This is a genomic window from Ensifer sp. ENS10, from assembly GCF_014852025.1.
GTDB lineage: Bacteria > Pseudomonadota > Alphaproteobacteria > Rhizobiales > Rhizobiaceae > Ensifer.
The window spans coordinates 105,785-121,384 of sequence record NZ_JACVAS010000005.1 but is presented as its reverse complement, the minus strand read 5'-3'; the positions used below and the strand labels follow the sequence as shown (position 1 = coordinate 121,384).

Annotated in this window: 16 protein-coding genes; 4 read left to right on the top strand and 12 right to left on the bottom strand. The window is 61.1% G+C overall.

Going from position 1 to position 15,600, the window contains the following annotated elements; translation table 11 throughout:
• Positions 1–144 precede the first annotated feature (144 nt).
• Together IB265_RS18940 and IB265_RS18935 are read left to right on the top strand one after the other, a co-directional pair.
• Positions 145–621, top strand: a complete 477-nt coding sequence (locus tag IB265_RS18940) for a carboxymuconolactone decarboxylase family protein (RefSeq protein ID WP_112996337.1) — start codon at positions 145–147, stop codon at positions 619–621.
• On the top strand, positions 622–1,923 hold the full coding sequence (locus IB265_RS18935; protein ID WP_192495010.1) for an alpha/beta hydrolase: 1,302 nt from the start codon (positions 622–624) through the stop codon (positions 1,921–1,923).
• Positions 1,924–2,126: 203 nt separating this feature from the next.
• Here IB265_RS18935 and IB265_RS18930 read toward each other — a convergent pair whose 3' ends face one another.
• The 3 genes from IB265_RS18930 to IB265_RS18920 are packed head-to-tail and all read right to left on the bottom strand — an operon-like array spanning position 2,127 to position 4,896.
• Positions 2,127–3,377: a Zn-dependent hydrolase gene (locus tag IB265_RS18930; RefSeq protein WP_192495009.1), complete on the bottom strand. Its 1,251-nt coding sequence runs from the start codon at positions 3,375–3,377 to the stop codon at positions 2,127–2,129.
• 26 nt (positions 3,378–3,403) lie between these two features.
• Positions 3,404–4,051 carry a TenA family protein gene (locus IB265_RS18925; RefSeq protein WP_192495008.1) on the bottom strand — a complete coding sequence of 216 codons (648 nt, stop codon included), beginning with the start codon at positions 4,049–4,051 and terminating at the stop codon, positions 3,404–3,406.
• Positions 4,052–4,053: 2 nt separating this feature from the next.
• Positions 4,054–4,896, bottom strand: a complete 843-nt coding sequence (locus IB265_RS18920; RefSeq protein ID WP_192495007.1) for a BtpA/SgcQ family protein — start codon at positions 4,894–4,896, stop codon at positions 4,054–4,056.
• Positions 4,897–4,921: 25 nt separating this feature from the next.
• Between IB265_RS18920 and IB265_RS18915 the strand changes: the two genes are divergently transcribed.
• Positions 4,922–5,821: a ribokinase gene (locus IB265_RS18915; RefSeq protein ID WP_192495006.1), complete on the top strand. Its 900-nt coding sequence runs from the start codon at positions 4,922–4,924 to the stop codon at positions 5,819–5,821.
• A 28-nt stretch (positions 5,822–5,849) separates the two neighbouring features.
• On the opposite strand, the gene IB265_RS18910 is transcribed toward IB265_RS18915, so the two are convergent.
• Genes IB265_RS18910 through IB265_RS18885 form a run of 6 tightly spaced genes read right to left on the bottom strand, consistent with a single transcriptional unit; the run spans position 5,850 to position 11,545 of the window.
• Positions 5,850–6,617 (bottom strand): glutamine amidotransferase, encoded by a 768-nt coding sequence (locus tag IB265_RS18910; RefSeq protein WP_057248346.1) that lies wholly within the window; start codon positions 6,615–6,617, stop codon positions 5,850–5,852.
• A 40-nt stretch (positions 6,618–6,657) separates the two neighbouring features.
• Complete coding sequence (locus tag IB265_RS18905; RefSeq protein ID WP_112996370.1) at positions 6,658–7,725, bottom strand: phosphotriesterase; 1,068 nt, start codon at positions 7,723–7,725, stop codon at positions 6,658–6,660.
• Between the two features lie 5 nt (positions 7,726–7,730).
• Complete coding sequence (locus IB265_RS18900; protein WP_192495005.1) at positions 7,731–8,732, bottom strand: ABC transporter permease; 1,002 nt, start codon at positions 8,730–8,732, stop codon at positions 7,731–7,733.
• Complete coding sequence (locus tag IB265_RS18895; RefSeq protein ID WP_057248464.1) at positions 8,729–9,532, bottom strand: ATP-binding cassette domain-containing protein; 804 nt, start codon at positions 9,530–9,532, stop codon at positions 8,729–8,731. Before IB265_RS18895 ends, IB265_RS18900 begins: the two co-directional genes overlap by 4 nt.
• Positions 9,532–10,488 (bottom strand): substrate-binding domain-containing protein, encoded by a 957-nt coding sequence (locus IB265_RS18890; protein ID WP_057248343.1) that lies wholly within the window; start codon positions 10,486–10,488, stop codon positions 9,532–9,534. The genes IB265_RS18895 and IB265_RS18890 overlap by 1 nt, the downstream gene beginning before the upstream one ends.
• A gap of 34 nt (positions 10,489–10,522) precedes the next feature.
• Positions 10,523–11,545 (bottom strand): LacI family DNA-binding transcriptional regulator, encoded by a 1,023-nt coding sequence (locus IB265_RS18885; protein ID WP_113133895.1) that lies wholly within the window; start codon positions 11,543–11,545, stop codon positions 10,523–10,525.
• 344 nt (positions 11,546–11,889) lie between these two features.
• On the opposite strand from IB265_RS18885, the gene IB265_RS18880 reads away from it, so the two are divergent.
• The gene (locus tag IB265_RS18880) at positions 11,890–12,567 is read left to right on the top strand and encodes an intradiol ring-cleavage dioxygenase (RefSeq protein WP_309140390.1); all 678 of its coding nucleotides are present in this window, start codon (positions 11,890–11,892) and stop codon (positions 12,565–12,567) included.
• Positions 12,568–12,677: 110 nt separating this feature from the next.
• Here IB265_RS18880 and IB265_RS18875 read toward each other — a convergent pair whose 3' ends face one another.
• The 3 genes from IB265_RS18875 to IB265_RS18865 form a co-directional block, all read right to left on the bottom strand.
• Positions 12,678–13,631: an ornithine cyclodeaminase family protein gene (locus IB265_RS18875; RefSeq protein WP_057248340.1), complete on the bottom strand. Its 954-nt coding sequence runs from the start codon at positions 13,629–13,631 to the stop codon at positions 12,678–12,680.
• A gap of 194 nt (positions 13,632–13,825) precedes the next feature.
• On the bottom strand, positions 13,826–14,686 hold the full coding sequence (locus IB265_RS18870; RefSeq protein ID WP_057248339.1) for a D-amino-acid transaminase: 861 nt from the start codon (positions 14,684–14,686) through the stop codon (positions 13,826–13,828).
• A gap of 66 nt (positions 14,687–14,752) precedes the next feature.
• On the bottom strand, positions 14,753–15,550 hold the full coding sequence (locus IB265_RS18865) for a M55 family metallopeptidase (protein ID WP_192495004.1): 798 nt from the start codon (positions 15,548–15,550) through the stop codon (positions 14,753–14,755).
• Between the last annotated feature and the right edge of the window lie 50 nt (positions 15,551–15,600).

The following is a 15,600-nucleotide window of genomic DNA, read 5'->3' as shown; positions in this document are numbered from 1 at the left end:
CGTTTTCAATCTGACCTGCTGGAGGCGGGCGGCCCGCGATCGTGCGGCGCATAAACGGATGTATAGCTGCCGCACGCGGCGCGCTTCCGGCACGATAACAAGCGACCATAACGGTCGGTTATGTCAGGCGGAGGACGAAGCAACATGACCCAGCGGTTCAATTATTCCAAGCTTTCGCCCGGCATGGTCAAAGCCATGATGGCGCTCGGCAACGAGATCAGGAATGGCTCGATCGAAGAGACGATACTCATCCTCGTCGACATGCGGGCGTCCCAGATGAACGGATGTACGTTCTGCATCGATATGCATGCCAAAGAAGCGATCATCCATGGCGAGCGGCCGCTGCGCCTGTTCCATATCTCGGCCTGGCGTGAGTCCACCTTGTTCTCGCAGCGAGAGCGGGCCGCGCTTGCCTGGACGGAGGCGCTGACGAAGCTCGCCGACGGTGGCGTTCCCGATGAAGTTTACGACAGAGTGAGGGGTGAACTGTCCGAGCAGGAGATTTCCGATCTCACGTTCCGGATCATGGCGATCAATGCCTGGAACCGCATCAGTGTCGCGGCCCGCGCCGTTCCTGGTTCCGCCGACAAGGCTTACGGGTTGGACAAGGCCGGTCTCTAGATGGATATCTGTCGGGCAATGGCGGCCCTCTTTATGCTTGCCTGCTTTGTCGGCTGTGCCGCGCAGCGGGCCGAGGTCACAGCGCAGCCCGTTGCCACATCACCGACGTTGCAAGGCGGCCAGCCTGTTCGAACGCAACAAGGGTCCGGGGCACAAGACCTCCTGTACATCACCGACAGAGAGCCGACCGCCGATTCCGGCAACCGGCTGTCCTACAGTGCAAAGCGGGCGATCTACTTGAGCTTCGGATCGGTATCGATCGCCCCAAGACGCTACGCTTCTGCCGGGAGGAAAGAATTCCGGGTCGACGCCGTTTCCGAGGCCGGCCGGTTTCCGGCAACGCCCTACGGCGTCGTCGCGACGGCGAACGGACTACGCCGCACTCCGCAGGCGGTCGCGGCGCATGAACAGGCCGTCGCGTCGCTGCAGGCTCAAATTGGCCGGCGTCTCGCAGCGGCCGAACGCAAGGAAGTCGTCGTCTTCGTTCACGGATACAACAACAGCTTCGAAGATGCGGCACTCGCCACCGACGAGATTTGCCGATCGCTGCAAAACCAGTTTGTCTGCATTGTCCTGACATGGCCCGCCGGAGGCGCCGGCGGTTCGTTCTTTGGCTACAACATTGACCGCGAGTCGAGCGAGTTTGCGGTTGCGGACTTCAAGAAGGCCGTTCGCGTCATCGCCGGAACGAAGGGTGTCGAGAGGCTTCACCTCCTGGCCCATAGCCGTGGAACCGACGTGCTGGCGAGTGTCGTCCAGCAGCTTGCCATCGAAGCGTATGTCAGCCGATCCTCGCTTTGGCAGCGGTACAAGATCGCGAATGCTGTGTTTTTCGCTCCCGATATCGATCTCGATGTCGCGTCTTCCAAGTTGTTTGCCTGGGTCTCTGACCCGGACCTTGCCTTCGGAAGCAAATCGACCCCAAGCGCATTGCCCTCGCAAGGCTCCATGCACCTTACGGTCTATTCGTCTCCAAGGGATGAGGCGTTGAAAGCCTCGACGCTGATCTCCGGCAGCGCGTTGCGGCTTGGTCAGCTCGCCGTCGGCAACCTTCCCAGTGACAGGGGCGAGGCGGCGTCCAAATGGGCAGGATTGCACATGGGAGGGCTGGTCGATTTCGTCGAGTATTCCGGCGGCAGCGGCTTTATCGGCCACAGCTATTTCTTGTCCGACGCTACGATCAAGACAGACCTGGTTGCGCTGATCCGCGACAGAGCCAAGGCCGGTGACCCCCGACGCCAGCTCGTGGAAATCAAGCGCCCATTCTGGCGGACGTCGGATGCTCAACAGGCGGCGCGATGATGGTTGCAACACGTCGGGAGTTACTGTTTACCCCAAGACTAGGCTGCCTCGTTCGTCCCGGCTGAAATGTTGGGACCCGAGCGTTCTGGCGGTGCGAGGCCGCTGTTCGCGCGCTTTTGGTCAGTCAGAAAGGGCTGCGCGGTGAATGGAGGCGCGGCTCGGCTGCCTCACCATCACTCGGGTCACTGATCTTGCCCCGACCGTCATGCGCTTAGGACAATCGCTTCCATGGCGGCTGCAAGCAGCATGCGCGCACCTGTTACGGAGTGCTCTTGCTCGACATATTCGGCCTCGTTGTGGCTAAGCCCATCGCGGCAAGGCACGAAGATCATGGCCGCCGGCGCAACACGACTGACGAACAAGGCATCGTGGAAGGCGCCGGAGAGCATGCGCTTGGTCTTCAATCCGAGCGACGCGGCGGCGCGATCGAGGCCGGCCAGCAGGTCTTCCGAAAAGGCAGCCGGCGGCATGTCGAAGATCTGCCTCAACTCGCTCCGGCAGCCGGCGGCTGCGGCAGCGTTGTCGCAGGCGCGCCGGATCTGGTTTTCCAACGCGTCGATGACCGTAGTTTCCGGATGCCTGAGGTCGATGGTGAACGTCACCAAGCCCGGAATGGCATTCACCGAACCCGGCTCGACCGCAAACCGGCCGACGGTGAAACGGACGCGCGGATCGCCCGGCATCGTGCCCTTGTAGAGCGGTTCGAGCGCGGCTATGGCGGCCGCCATGGGATCGCGACGGAACTCGAGTGCCGTCGTGCCGGCATGCGCTGCCTGGCCCCTGATCGTCACCTCCAGCCACCGCGTACCCTGGATGCCGTAGACGATGCCGATCGGGGTGTTTTCCTGTTCGAGCGACGGACCCTGCTCGATATGAAGTTCGATATAGCCGGAGATCGGGAAACCGAGTGGACGCATTTCGGCCTCCGGCAAGGCGTGCAGCGTTGCCTTCAACTCCTCGACGAACCGGGCGCCGTCGCGACCGCGAAGATCGGACCAGGCGTCAGGGATCGTGGCCGCGGCGAAGGCCATGGAACCCATGGTCCCCGGTTGGAACCGGCTTCCTTCTTCGTTGGTCCAGGCAACAACCTCGATCGGCAGATCCGTTTCGATCCCGGCATCCTCAAGGCTTTCCATCACCTCGAAGGCCGAAAGGGTTCCCAGAGCGCCATCGAAGCGTCCGCCGGTCGGCTGGCTGTCGAGGTGGCTGCCAATGACGAAGGGGGGCTTTTCGGGAAAGCGGCCTTCGCGCCGGATGAACAGGTTCGCCATCGGATCCTGAAACACGCGAAAACCGCGCGCGAGCGCGCGCTCGGCCAGAAGGCGCCTTGAGGTGCGATCTTCGGCCGACAGGGCCTGTCGGTTGACGCCGCCGGCAGGCGTCGCCCCGATCCTTGCGAAGTCATCGAGGCGCTGCAGCAGTCGCTTGCCGTCAATTTCGATGCGAGAGGTCATGGTCGGCTCCTGACAGGTCGTCCCGATCAGCCGTAGGCTGCATCATGAAAGGCGATTTCCAGTTGCTGTGCGCGCCCGAAGATAGCGCTCAGACGTTTGCGCTCGGAAACCTCGAGCGTGTCGCCGGCGGCGTCGAGCTCTTGCCTCAGCCACTTCGCCTGCGCCGCGAAATCATCATCCGCATGCATTTCGACCCATTCTTTCAGATGCGGATCGGCAATGTTTGCTTGCGCAGCCCTTTTCGACCAGGTCCAGTACATCCATTCCGCGGCGAACATGGCGGCGACGGTATCGAAGAAGCCTCCGTTGCGGGCGATATCCAGCATGCCCGTTCGGAAAGCCTCGACCTCGGCAACATTGAGATCGTAGGCGCCGGGATCGATGCTGCGCTCGGCAAAAATCCGTTCGAAATAGGCAATCTGCTGGTTGGCGAGCGCATCCAGAACGGCGATCAGCCAGCGCTTCTGTACGATCGTCTCGGCCTTCGCCGTCGCAAAGGCGAAGATCGAGATCGCGGTTTCGACGAAGGCACCCTCATAGACGAGATAGCGTTCGAAAACTTGCGCGGACAGGCGCTCCAGCACGATGTCGTCGACGAAGCGATGGTTCACCATGGCTTCGAAGACGGCAGCGTTTTCCCGCAGGATCTGTTCCGAAAGCGTTTCAGCCGCCATCGTCATGCCTCCAGCGCCGGTTCTGCGGCGGCGCGGAAAGCTTTGACCCGCTCGATGTCGACCGGGTTCCACCAGACCCCGCCCTGCTTCAGCGACGAGGCAACGATCACGCCGTTGGTGCGCTTGAGTATTTCGACGATGTTGTCCTTGGTCACGCCCGAGCCGACCAGAAGCGGCAGATGCGTGGCCGAGCCGATCTCTTCGATTTCCTCTATGGTTGCCGTGTTGCCGGTGCGCTGACCGGTGGCGATCACGCCGTCGGCATCGAAGAAGGCGAGGTCACGCGTCAGTTCCTGGATCGACCGGTCGGCGACGATCGCGTGAGCGCCATGCTTCACGTGGCTGTCGGCAAAGACCTTGATGTGCTCGGCGCGCAGCAGCGAACGATATCGCATTGCTTCTGCCGCACGGCCCTCCATGAAGCCTTCATTGGCGACATAGGCATTGGCCCACTGGTTGACGCGGATGAACCTGGCGCCGCCGGCCATGGCGATCGCAAAGGCCGGGATCGGCGCATTGGCAAGGACGTTGATGCCGAGCGGCACACCGGTGGCCCGCGCGATCCGGTCGGTGACGACGGACATGAAGGCTGCCGTTTCGTGGCCGATATCTTCCGGTTTGGAGAAGGGCACGTCGCCATGATTTTCCATCATCAGGCCATGCAGGCCACCCTCGACCAGCGCCTCGGCATCACGCATGCAGGCATCGTAGATGGTCGACATATCGGCGCCCCGATAGCGCGGCGCACCGGGGAAGGCCGGGCAATGGATCATGCCGATCAGAACCTTGTCAGTCCCGAATATTTCCCTTATGGCGCTTGAGGACTTGTCAGATATTTCCTGCATTTCTCTCCCTTTCGAAGGTATGTTCATGCACGCTTACGTAATCGGTAATGTGACGGTGGACGAGACCATCGCCGTGTCGGAAATGCCGGCCGCGGGCGCATCGATCCATGGCAGCCAGCGATCCCGGGATCTTGGTGGCAAGGGCGCGAACCAGGCGGTCGTGATGGCCCGGACGGGCCTGTCGACGAGCCTTGTTGCCGCTTTCGGCGACGGCTTTCGCGCCGACATGATCCGCCAGCACCTGGCGAGCGAACCGGTCGTCAGCAGCCTTGTGCCCATCCCCGGGAAGTCCACCGACTTCTCGATCGTGCTGACCACACCGGATGGCGAAAACGTCAACATCACCACGACCGACTGCGCGCAAAACCTAACGCTTGCCGATGCCATCGCGCCCTTTGCCAATGCCGCTCCCGGAGACCTCGCGGTGCTCCAGGGCAATCTGTCCGACGAGACGACCCGAGGCGTGCTTGAGGCCGCTCGCACCCGCCGAATGACTACTGCCTTCAATCCGTCTCCCTTGCGTCCCTATTTCAGCAACCTGTGGCCTTTGACCGACATCGCCTTTCTCAATGAGGGCGAGGCGCAGGCAATGACCGGCACACGTGGCGAAGAGGCTGCCCGCAAGTTGCTTGCGGCTGGCGTTCGCGAAGTCGTCCTGACCTTCGGCGGCAACGGCGCCATGCTTGTCACAGCCGAGGGCAGCGTCCGTGTTGCTGCCGTCGAATGCGACGTCGTCGACACGACAGGTGCCGGCGACACGTTCATGGCGGTGGCGCTGGCATCCGCGGCACTGCGTGGCAGCGGCCTCGACAAGACGGCCATCGAACATGCGACGCGGGCTGCCGCCATCACCGTCAGCCGCCCGGGCACCCGCTCGGCGTTCCCCTCGGTCGAGCAACTGACGGCGATCCTCGCCGCGCGCTGAGTTTTCAACCCAGCGCGCTTTGCCGTGCCTAGCGCGCCGTCTCCGTCATCCATCCGAGGATGTTCTTCCAGAGGCGGCCGTAGCCCTCCCACTCGCAGAATGCCGGCGACAGCCAGTGCGGGCCGATATCGGACGTCCAGGCGGCGGTGCGGCCCTTGCCGAAGCTGCCAAGGACGAGCAGCGGGTGGCCGCCCTGGTCTGCCGGAAGACGGGCGATGACCTCCGCGCCCGGGCGCACCTCCACTTCGTTGACGCCGAGAAGCAGCGGCCAGTCGCCCGAAAGCCCCGCCATGGTCGGATGATCCGGCTTGACGACGTCGGCAACAGCACCTTCCGGGATTTCGACGCGGTCGTCATAGGGAAGGCAGGTGACGGGAAGCGTGTCTTCGACCGCCGTACGGCGCCAGCGCGCCTTGCCGTCGATGCCCTGGAAGGAGAAGTAGCCGCCGACCATCAGCAATGCGCCGCCTTTTTCCACCCAGGCCTTGATCAGCTTCAGCCGGTTCGGAACGGTGCGGGAGTGCAGCCAAACGGCCGGCGGCAGCAACAGCGAGTTGGCGCCGATGTCCGACAGGATGATGGCGTCGTAGGCGTCGAGGCCGGCCATCTCATAGGGGAACTGTTCGACCGCGTCGTGCGCGGTCATGTAGGTCAGCTCGAATTCGCTGCCCTTCAGCACCTTGACGAGCGGTTCCGCCCCGAGATGAAAGGTGACGCTGCCGAACTGGTCGAAACCCTTGTAGTGGGTGGCGGAGCTAACCCAGCTCTCGCCGACGAGAAGTACTTTCTTGGTCATGGTCTATCCGTAGGTCTTGAATTGCGTTTGGAGCCGACTGTCAGGCTCCGGTTTGGAATACCGAGCGGGGGTTGCCCCGCATCATCCGGTCGAGCGCATCGTCGTTCAGTCCGTGTCGTTTGAGGCGCGGCAGGAAGTGGCGCAGGACGTAGGCATAGCCGTTGCCTCCGTAGTGGCTGAGCATCATCTTCAGGAACACGTCGTGCGAAAGCAGGATGCGGTCGATGTGGCCGGCCTCCACCAGCCTTGCGATCGCCCGTGCGGCCTCCTCGTCGCTGGGGCATTGCACCTGCTGGTCGGCATAGAAAAAGTCCATGCCGATCATGTCGTATTCGATGAACGCGCCGCGGGCGGCAAGTTCGCTCTGGTATGCGAAATCATCGTGCGACGGGTTCATGTGGCAAAGCACGGTGTGGCGGAGATCAGCACCTTCTTCAGTAATGACATCGAGCACGCGATGGCCGAGCCGGAACCAGCCCGGCAGGTGCACCATCAGCGGCAGACCGGTTCGAACCTGCGCCCGGGCCGCGCCGCGCAACGACTTTTCCTCCGCCGGGGTGAAATCCGCGGAGACGCCGATCTCACCGATCAGCCCGATTTTCACATCCGTGCCATCGACGCCTTCGATCGCCTCGCGAACGATGCCGTCGGCGATCTGGTCGACGCTCATGCCGGCTACCTCGGCCGGATGGGAGGAGGCGAGGTAATATCCCGCACCCATCACGATGTTGAGGCCGGTCGCCCTGGAAATCCGCCTGAGCGCCAGCGGGTTTCTGCCGATGCCCTTGCAGGTGGGTTCGACGACCGTGCGGCCCCTTTCGGCGGCGAAGGCTTTCAGTTCGGCGATTGCCAGGGGTTCGTCGTCAAGCGTGATGTTGTGCTTGTTGACGAAGGGATCCTGGCGCAGTTCGCCGAGGATCTCCATGCAGACGAAACCTTCGGCGAGATACTGACGCTCCTTCGTCTGCGGCGCGTTCCACCAGCAGCGGCAATCGTTGAGGATATGCTCGTGCATCAGCGTGATGCCAAGCTCTTCCGCATCGATCGCCCCCGTCACGGTCATCACCTTGCCGGATCGCACATGTGCTTCAGACAGTTCTTGTGTCATGACGGCTATCTCTTCTTGCCGCCGAGGCGAAAGTTGGCGGTGAAGATCCGGGTGTTGAGCCAGATCGCGACGAGAATAATCGCGCCTGTGACGATCTGCGTGAAGAACGGCGAGATATGCATCAGAATCAGGCCGTTGCCGATGACCGCAATCGTCATGGTGCCAAGCACGGTGCCGAGGATCGTGCCGCGACCGCCCATCAGCGACGTTCCGCCCAGCACCACCGCGGCGATGACCTGCAGCTCGAAGCCGACGGCCGCATTCGACGAGCCGGAGCCGAGGCGGGCGGCGATCAGCAGGCCGGCAAGGGCGCAGGCAACCCCGGCGATCATATAGACCGAAGCGATCACCCATTTCGCCGGCATGCCGACGCGACGGGCGGCCTCCATGTTGGAGCCGACTGCAACGACCTGGCGGCCGTATTTGGTCGAGGATATGACGACATAGCCTGCGACTGCGACCGCGACTGCGATCAGCGCCGGAACGGGGATGCCCAACAGTTCGCCGCGGCCAAGCATGAAGAAGCCCGGTGCGTCCTTGATCGGGATCGAGTAGCCCTGCGTCAGATAGAGCGCGAGCCCGCGCAGGATCGACAGGCCCGCAAGCGTGACGATGAACGCCGGAATGCCCTGATAGGCGGTAAACCACCCCTGGACGAAGCCGAGAGATGCGCCGAAGAAAAGCATGGCGACGACGACCAGCGGCCATGGATAGCCCATCGCCATCACGATGGCGGCAACCGCATTGACCAGCGCGACCTGCGAGCCTACCGAGAGGTCAATGCCACCGGTGATGATGACAAGCGTCATGGCGACCGCGACGATGAGGATCGGCGCCGCCTGGCGGATGACGTTCAGAATGTTGCCGAGCGTCATGAACGTGTCGGTCGTGGCAGCGAAGAAGACCACGCAGGCCAGGAAAAAGAAGGCGATCGACAGGACCTGGGCGTTTTCAGACAGGAAATCCGCCGCCGGCGAGCCTTTTGCGCGTTCGGTATAGGCCGTCATTGTTTGGCTCCTTCCCCGACGATCAGCTTGACGAGGTCTTCCAGGTTGGTCTTGCCGATTTCGCGCTCGGCCACCTTGGTGCCTTCGTACATGACGGCAATGCGGTCGCAGACACGGAACAGGTCCTGGAGGCGATGGGTGATCAGGATGACGGACACGCCTTTCGCTTTAACGCGGTTGATGAGCGCGAGCACGGCTTCGACCTCCGCCACGGCAAGTGCCGAAGTGGGCTCGTCCATGATCAGGACCTTCGGGTTGAACGACGCGGCGCGGGCAATGGCGATGGCCTGGCGCTGTCCGCCCGAGAGCTGGGCTACCTTTCCCGTCAGCCGGGGAATGCGGATCTCCAGGGCGTCGAGCATCTTGCGGGCTTCGGCGAGCATGGTCTTCGTATCGAGAAATGGCCCTTTGCTGATTTCTCGACCCAGAAAGAGATTGCCGACCACATCGATGTGGTCGCAAAGGCTCAGATCCTGGAAAACCATTTCGATATTGCGGTTGCGGGCATCAGCGGGCCCCGAAAACCGAACCTCTTCGCCTTCCAGAGTAATGGTCCCACCATCGGGTATGTAGGTTCCCGAGATGACCTTGGTCAGCGTCGATTTGCCGGCGGCATTGTCGCCGACGAGGCCAAGGCACTCGCCGGGATAGATGTCGAGGTCAACACCACGCAGCGCCTGGTGCGATCCGAACGTCTTGATAATCCCCTTGAGGGACACGCGGGGACTGGCACCGGTGCGGGAGGGCAGAGCCCCCCCGACACCAGCGACAGCGGGAGGATGCTGTCTTTCAGTCGTCATCATTTGAAGATCGCCCGATATGGCTCGACGTTGTCCTTGGTGACGATCGTTACCGGCACGGCGATGGTCTTCTCGACGCTGCCGCCGTCGGATATCTTCTTCAAGGCGTCAACGGCAGCGGCACCCATGGCGGCCGGGTCCTGCTGGATTACGGCGGTGACGTAGCCGGCATCGATGCCCGCGATCGCCTGGGCCGTCAGATCCCAACCGAAGACCTTCACGCTATCCTGCTTGCTCTGGCTCTCGACCGCGGCGATGGCACCCATCAGGGCCGGCTCGCCGGTGGCGTAGATCGCCGTCAGGTCAGGGTTGCCGGTAATCAGGTTCTCGGCGGCCGAGAGCGCGTTGTCCTGCACATTCTGTCCGTCGACGACGCCGGCCGAGCTGATGCCGTCGACACCCTTGATGGTCTTTTCAAATCCCTCCTGGCGAACGTTCTGGATGAAGGAGTTGAGCGCGCCGACGACACCGATCTTGGCCTTGCCGTCGGCATTGGCCTTGACGTAGTCGAGGAAGAACTTGCCCATATCGGCACCCGCCGTGGCGTTGTCAACGCCGATCTGCGCCTTTTGCGGGCCCTCCGGCAGGATCGCGTCGATGGCAACGACGGGGATCCCGGCTTCGGCCGCCTGGTTGACGGCCGGCATGATGCCGTTGACGTCGATTGCGACGACGGCGATGCCATCGACCTTCTGCTGGATATAGGTCTCGATCGCGCTGTTCTGCGCGGCCGGATCGTTGTTGGCATTGAAAATGACGAGCTTCGCGCCGGCGGCGTCGGCCGCCTTCTGCGCGCCTTCGTTCATCTGATTGAAGAACAGCGCCTGCTGGTTGATCTGCACGAGTGCAAAGGTCTTTTCGGCGGCAAGAGCCGGTGAGAGAGCCGCGCCGAGGGTCGTCAATGCCGTGAAGCCAAGCGTGGCGACTAAGGTCCTGCGTTTCAAAGTCCAATTCATGTTCTCATCCTCTGTTGGTTCTCCATTGCGTGATTTATCGTTTCGCAGGCGGAGCAACGGATTTCCGCACGACGATTTCGACTGGCAGAAGCTCCTCGATGGGAGCCTGCTTGTCCTGCCAGTTTGTTTCGAGAAGAAGGGAGAGGGCACGCTCGCCGATCGCGCGGACCGGCTGGCGAATGGCGGTCATGGGCGGACCGAAAAGGTGGAGCGGGCCGACATCGTCGAAGCCGATGACCGAGACGTCGTCCGGGATCGACACCCCCTGGTCACGGAAGACCTCGATCATGCCAATGGCGATTTCGTCCGAACTGGCGAAAATCGCCGTTGCCGGGCGGCCTTCCTCGATGAAGCGCTTTGCTGCCTGCCGTCCGAAAGTCACCGTGTAGTCGCCGGCGTATTTAGAAAGACGGAAATCCTCGCCAAAAGCGTCGCGCAGCGCCCCTTCAAGACCGTTGAAGCGCCGACGTGAACTGATCATCGCTTCCGGGCCGCCGACGAACAGTACATCTTTGTGCCCGAATTCGGACAGATGCCTGCCGGCAAGCGATCCGCCCAGCTCATTGTCGCAGAACAGCTTTGGCGCCTGAGCACCCGGAACGTCTTCGTCGGCGATCACGACTTTGCCGGTTCGGTTTATCAGGGTGGCGAGTTGACCGTCATCGGGGTGGTTGGTGACGAAGATCAGGCCATCGACGTGATTGCGCTCGATAAGCTGGAGATAGGCGACCTCGCGACCGGCGCGGTTGAGTGTCGCGTAAAGAGAGACGGCAAGCCCGCGAGTATCCGCTTCTTCTTCGACCGCGGCTACGAGCGTGGCGAAGAACGGATTGGCGATATCCGGAACGACAAGACCGATCGTATCGGAACGACCGCGGCTGAGCCGGCGGGCATGCGGGTTGGGCTGGTAATTGAGGTCGTGGATCGCGTCGGAGATCCGCTTCTTCGTCTCGTGAGGAAGGTCGAGCGATCCGTTCAGCAGCCGCGAGACCGTCGTCACGGAAACGCCGGCAGCGCGGGCTACATCCTTGAGGCTTGTGACGCGTCGTGTGGTCACCTTGGCTCCATCCCTTGCAGTTGTAAACCGATTTACTAAAACGCTTTACAATAAGATTTCGACTTTCGTGTTCTGTCAAGATAATTTCTCTGCACCGGCGAGATATGTCCTGGCACGGTGTCGTTGTGAGGATGCGAGCGCGCTGCCTTTTATGAAAGCAGGCTCGGCCAAACGATTAGATTGGTCGAGGATGTCAATTCCCATCAAGGCGTGAGATTTGGGTAGCTTTCGACCTAAAGCAGACGACGTCAATGGAACGGCATTGTTACTGCTCCAAGTCAGACACCAGATGCCGGCGTGCAAACCGTGTAGACCGGCGACGCTTCAGCAGCAGCCCTCGCCTGATGAAGTTGCCGGTCGCGAATTCTGGTAATGTCCGCCCCACTTCTGCCCAATGGACCCGCAACGATCTTGGCTTCCATGTTTGGAGATACAACGCCATGCCGACCCGGCGACATTTCCTTATCAGCTTCGTCGCCACGCCGATTGTGCTGCCGAGATTCGGCCATGCAGCCGGCGCTCCCGTGGAGCTGCCGCTTACGGCTAGTTGCGGTGATGACCACCATCTGACGCCGGCACAGACCGAAGGCCCGTATTTTACGCCGCAGAGCCCTGAAAAACAGGACTTCGCGAGCGATGCACCGGGCGGTGAAAGAATGACACTTGTTGGCTACGTGCTAACCAAGGACTGCCAACCGGTAGCAAAAGCGTTGATCGAGCTATGGCACGCCGATGAGACCGGCACCTACGACAATAGCGGATACAAACTCCGCGGACATCAATTCACGGATGCAGAAGGCAAATGGTGGTTCGAGACGATCGTGCCTGGACTCTATCCTGGTCGCACCCGGCATTACCACGTGAAAGTCCAAAGGCCCGGCGGGAACGTGCTGACGACGCAGCTGTATTTTGCCGGTGAGCCGGACAATGAACGTGACCGCATATTCAACGCAGCCTTGTTGCTCGATATCAGAACGACGAGTGACGGAAAATTCGGCCGTTACGATTTCATAGTGGCGTAACCGGCGCTTTGCATCCAGCCCTACTGGGGGCTACGCCGTGGCAGAGCGTGTCTGGAGCTTTGCGAAAGCATTTCGGAGCTCGCCGGAGCTCCGAATCTGCATATGATAGTTTAAATGCGTCTATAGACGAGCTGGGCCGCGGTAAGGTCGGCGAGCCCAGAGCCTACACTTTTGAAACAAGTGATCTGGTCTGCGTTCGCACGTGCGAATTCGTCCTTTCGGCACAGGTCGGTGAGAGTGCCAAGAATGGCGTTCTTGCCAATTACCCCCTCGGCGAGTGGCTTGATAAGCTCTCCCGCCTCCTCAAGCGCTACCGCAGTGTCGACGTAGATCGACGAGCGGCGCATCACTTCATCATCCGCCTCTCGCATCTCCGGGGTGAACGCCCCAATGAGATCGACGTGAGTGCCCGGTTTCAGCCACTCGCCTCGAATGATGGGTGCGGTTGCAAGCGTTGCGGCGCTGACTATGTCGGCGGATTCTATTGCGGTTTTAATGTCTGTCGTGGATTTCGCGGGAAGACCCTGGTCACGGAGGGAAGAGGCGAGGCGGTCGGCTTGTTCGGGATTGATGTCCCAGATGACGATGCGCCGAAGCCGTCGTACAGCTGAGTAGGCGTCCGCGATCAGGCTTCCCACACGGCCCGCGCCTATAATGACAAGCGATGAGGCGTCCTCTCGAGAAAGATATTTGGCCCCAAGTGCTGAGGTTGCCACAGTGCGCCGGCTCGTCAGCGTGTTTCCATCCATGAGGGCCAACTGCTCTCCGGTGATGGCGTCGTAGAGCATGTATGTCGATACGACAGCAGGCAGCCTACGGTTCATGTTGCCCGGCATAATGGTCACCAGTTTCACGCCGAGAAAATGATCCTCGTCATCGGCGTTGGACCAGGCCGGCATCAAGAGCAACGTACCGTCAGGTTCGCCTTCGCTGCGTAATGTGTGATGGTGGCGCGCGGGTGTCTGGCATCCCTTCGCAAAGCCCCGTTGAAGAGCCGCAACCAATTCCGGGAAGGGAAGCTTTGCGGCGGTCTGTCTGGCGTCTAATAGCAGTGGTTCACCCATATTCGACTCCTGCTCCGTGGCAGCTTAGAGGGTTGTGATACTGTGTGTGGGTCAACAGCGAGTTGGCTCGCCGACTTGCAACTCGGCTCCCCGCATCAAGGTCGCGCTAATCCGCCGCCGTACAAAACGTCGTTAGAACGAACCAATTGGGGGCATATGGGGCGTTGGCTAAATGGCGCCAGACGCCCTATGGATTAAATCGCCGCTCGACGCGCCTCATCGATATAGAGTTCGCGCAAGCCGGTGGCGATCGGTCCCGGCAGGCCTGTCCCGATCCTTGCGCCGTCGATTTCGACCACGGGCATGACGAAGGAGGATGCCCCAGTGATGAATGCCTCGTCAGCAGCCTTAGCCTCCTCGATTGTGAAGGCCCGTTCGGCGACTTCCATCCGTGCTTCCCTGGCGTAGCGCAACAGCGTGGCGCGCGTGATGCCGTGCAGAATGTCGTTCGATAAGGCTCGAGTGATGATCCTGCCAGACTTGATGATGTAGGCGTTGTTTGCGGTTCCCTCGGTGACGAAGCCGTCCTGTATGAACCAACCGTCATCTGCTCCCGCCTCTTTTGCCATCATCTTCGCCATCGAAGGATAGAGGAGTTGCACCGTCTTAATGTCGCGACGACCCCAGCGGATGTCTGGGACCGAGATAACCTTGATGCCGGTCCTCGCTTGCGGGGCATCCACGAGATTGGCAACCGTCTGGGTGAAAAGCACGACCGTCGGCTCGACGTCGGGTGCAGGGAAGGCGAAATCGCGGCGGCCAGGATTGCCGCGCGAAATTTGTAGGTAGACCAGTCCCTCGATAATCTTGTTCCGCTCGACCAACTCGCGGTGGATGGCCAGCAGCACTTGCTGGGACAGCGGATGGCGAATGCCCAATTCGCCGAGCGAGCGTTCAAGACGCGCGGCATGGCCGCCGAAATCAAGCAGCTTGCCATCGACAACCGAGGTCACTTCGTAGACGGCATCGGCAAAGACAAACCCACGGTCGAAGATCGAGATTTTCGCTTCGGTCTCCTCCAGAAATTCCCCATTCAGATATACAATTCGGCTCAACTGTTTAGCCCTCACTCGGGTCCTCGGTTATCATTCGGAAGACAAGAACATCCCGCGACGGCGCATCTAGACGACGAAGCGCATCGCACGTTGGATCTCGAAGTAGTCTTGCGCGTTGAAGCGCAACGTCCGTGGCGCGATATGCTCCATGCGGGGGTACCAGCTATTCCTATAGGCGTCCGACGGATTGGTGTATTCAACGACGAGCTCGAACTCTTCGGCAAGATTCGGCAGCGAGTTGTTGTAGTTTCCCGACAGGGCCTTCTCCACGCCTTCACGGATCGCGATTACCGCAGCCGCCGGGACCAACGATTTCGTCGCCGGACCAAAGCCTTCACTGGTGGCTAGTGTCGCGATGCCCGGTACCGCGACCTCAGCTTCGGCACACATTCCTGCATCACCGGAAAGAAATGCCGAGGGGACACCGTAGCGCGAAGCACAGAGGGCATTGAGTGTGAATTCCGAAGCCACTTCGCCGTTGATCAGCAGTCTGGAAACCGCTCCGCTCAGCGTATGAGCGAGAGGATTCGTATCGGTGCCCGCCTTGTTGTGGTAGCCGATATAGAGAGCGGCTGAAAAACTCGTATCGATGCCGAACATCATCTCATCCGGATGCCCGCTCCAGCCCCTGACGACGCTCACGTACGGCGGCAGTTTTGATAGGATTAGGTTGCGAGCCGACGAATGTGCGTCTTTCACGACGATTTCCGTTGCGCCGGCCGCTTGCGCTCCTTCGCAGGCGGCTACGAGTTCATTCGTCATGTATTCGCGGAATTCTACGTACTCCGGCTGGCCCTTCTTGGCTTCGTCCCAAGCCGTAATCCCTGCAGTGCCTTCGATATCCGAGCTGATGAAAATCTTCATGTTGGGTTCCCTTGCGTACGAAAATGCGGACGAGCCAAAGGGACACCCGG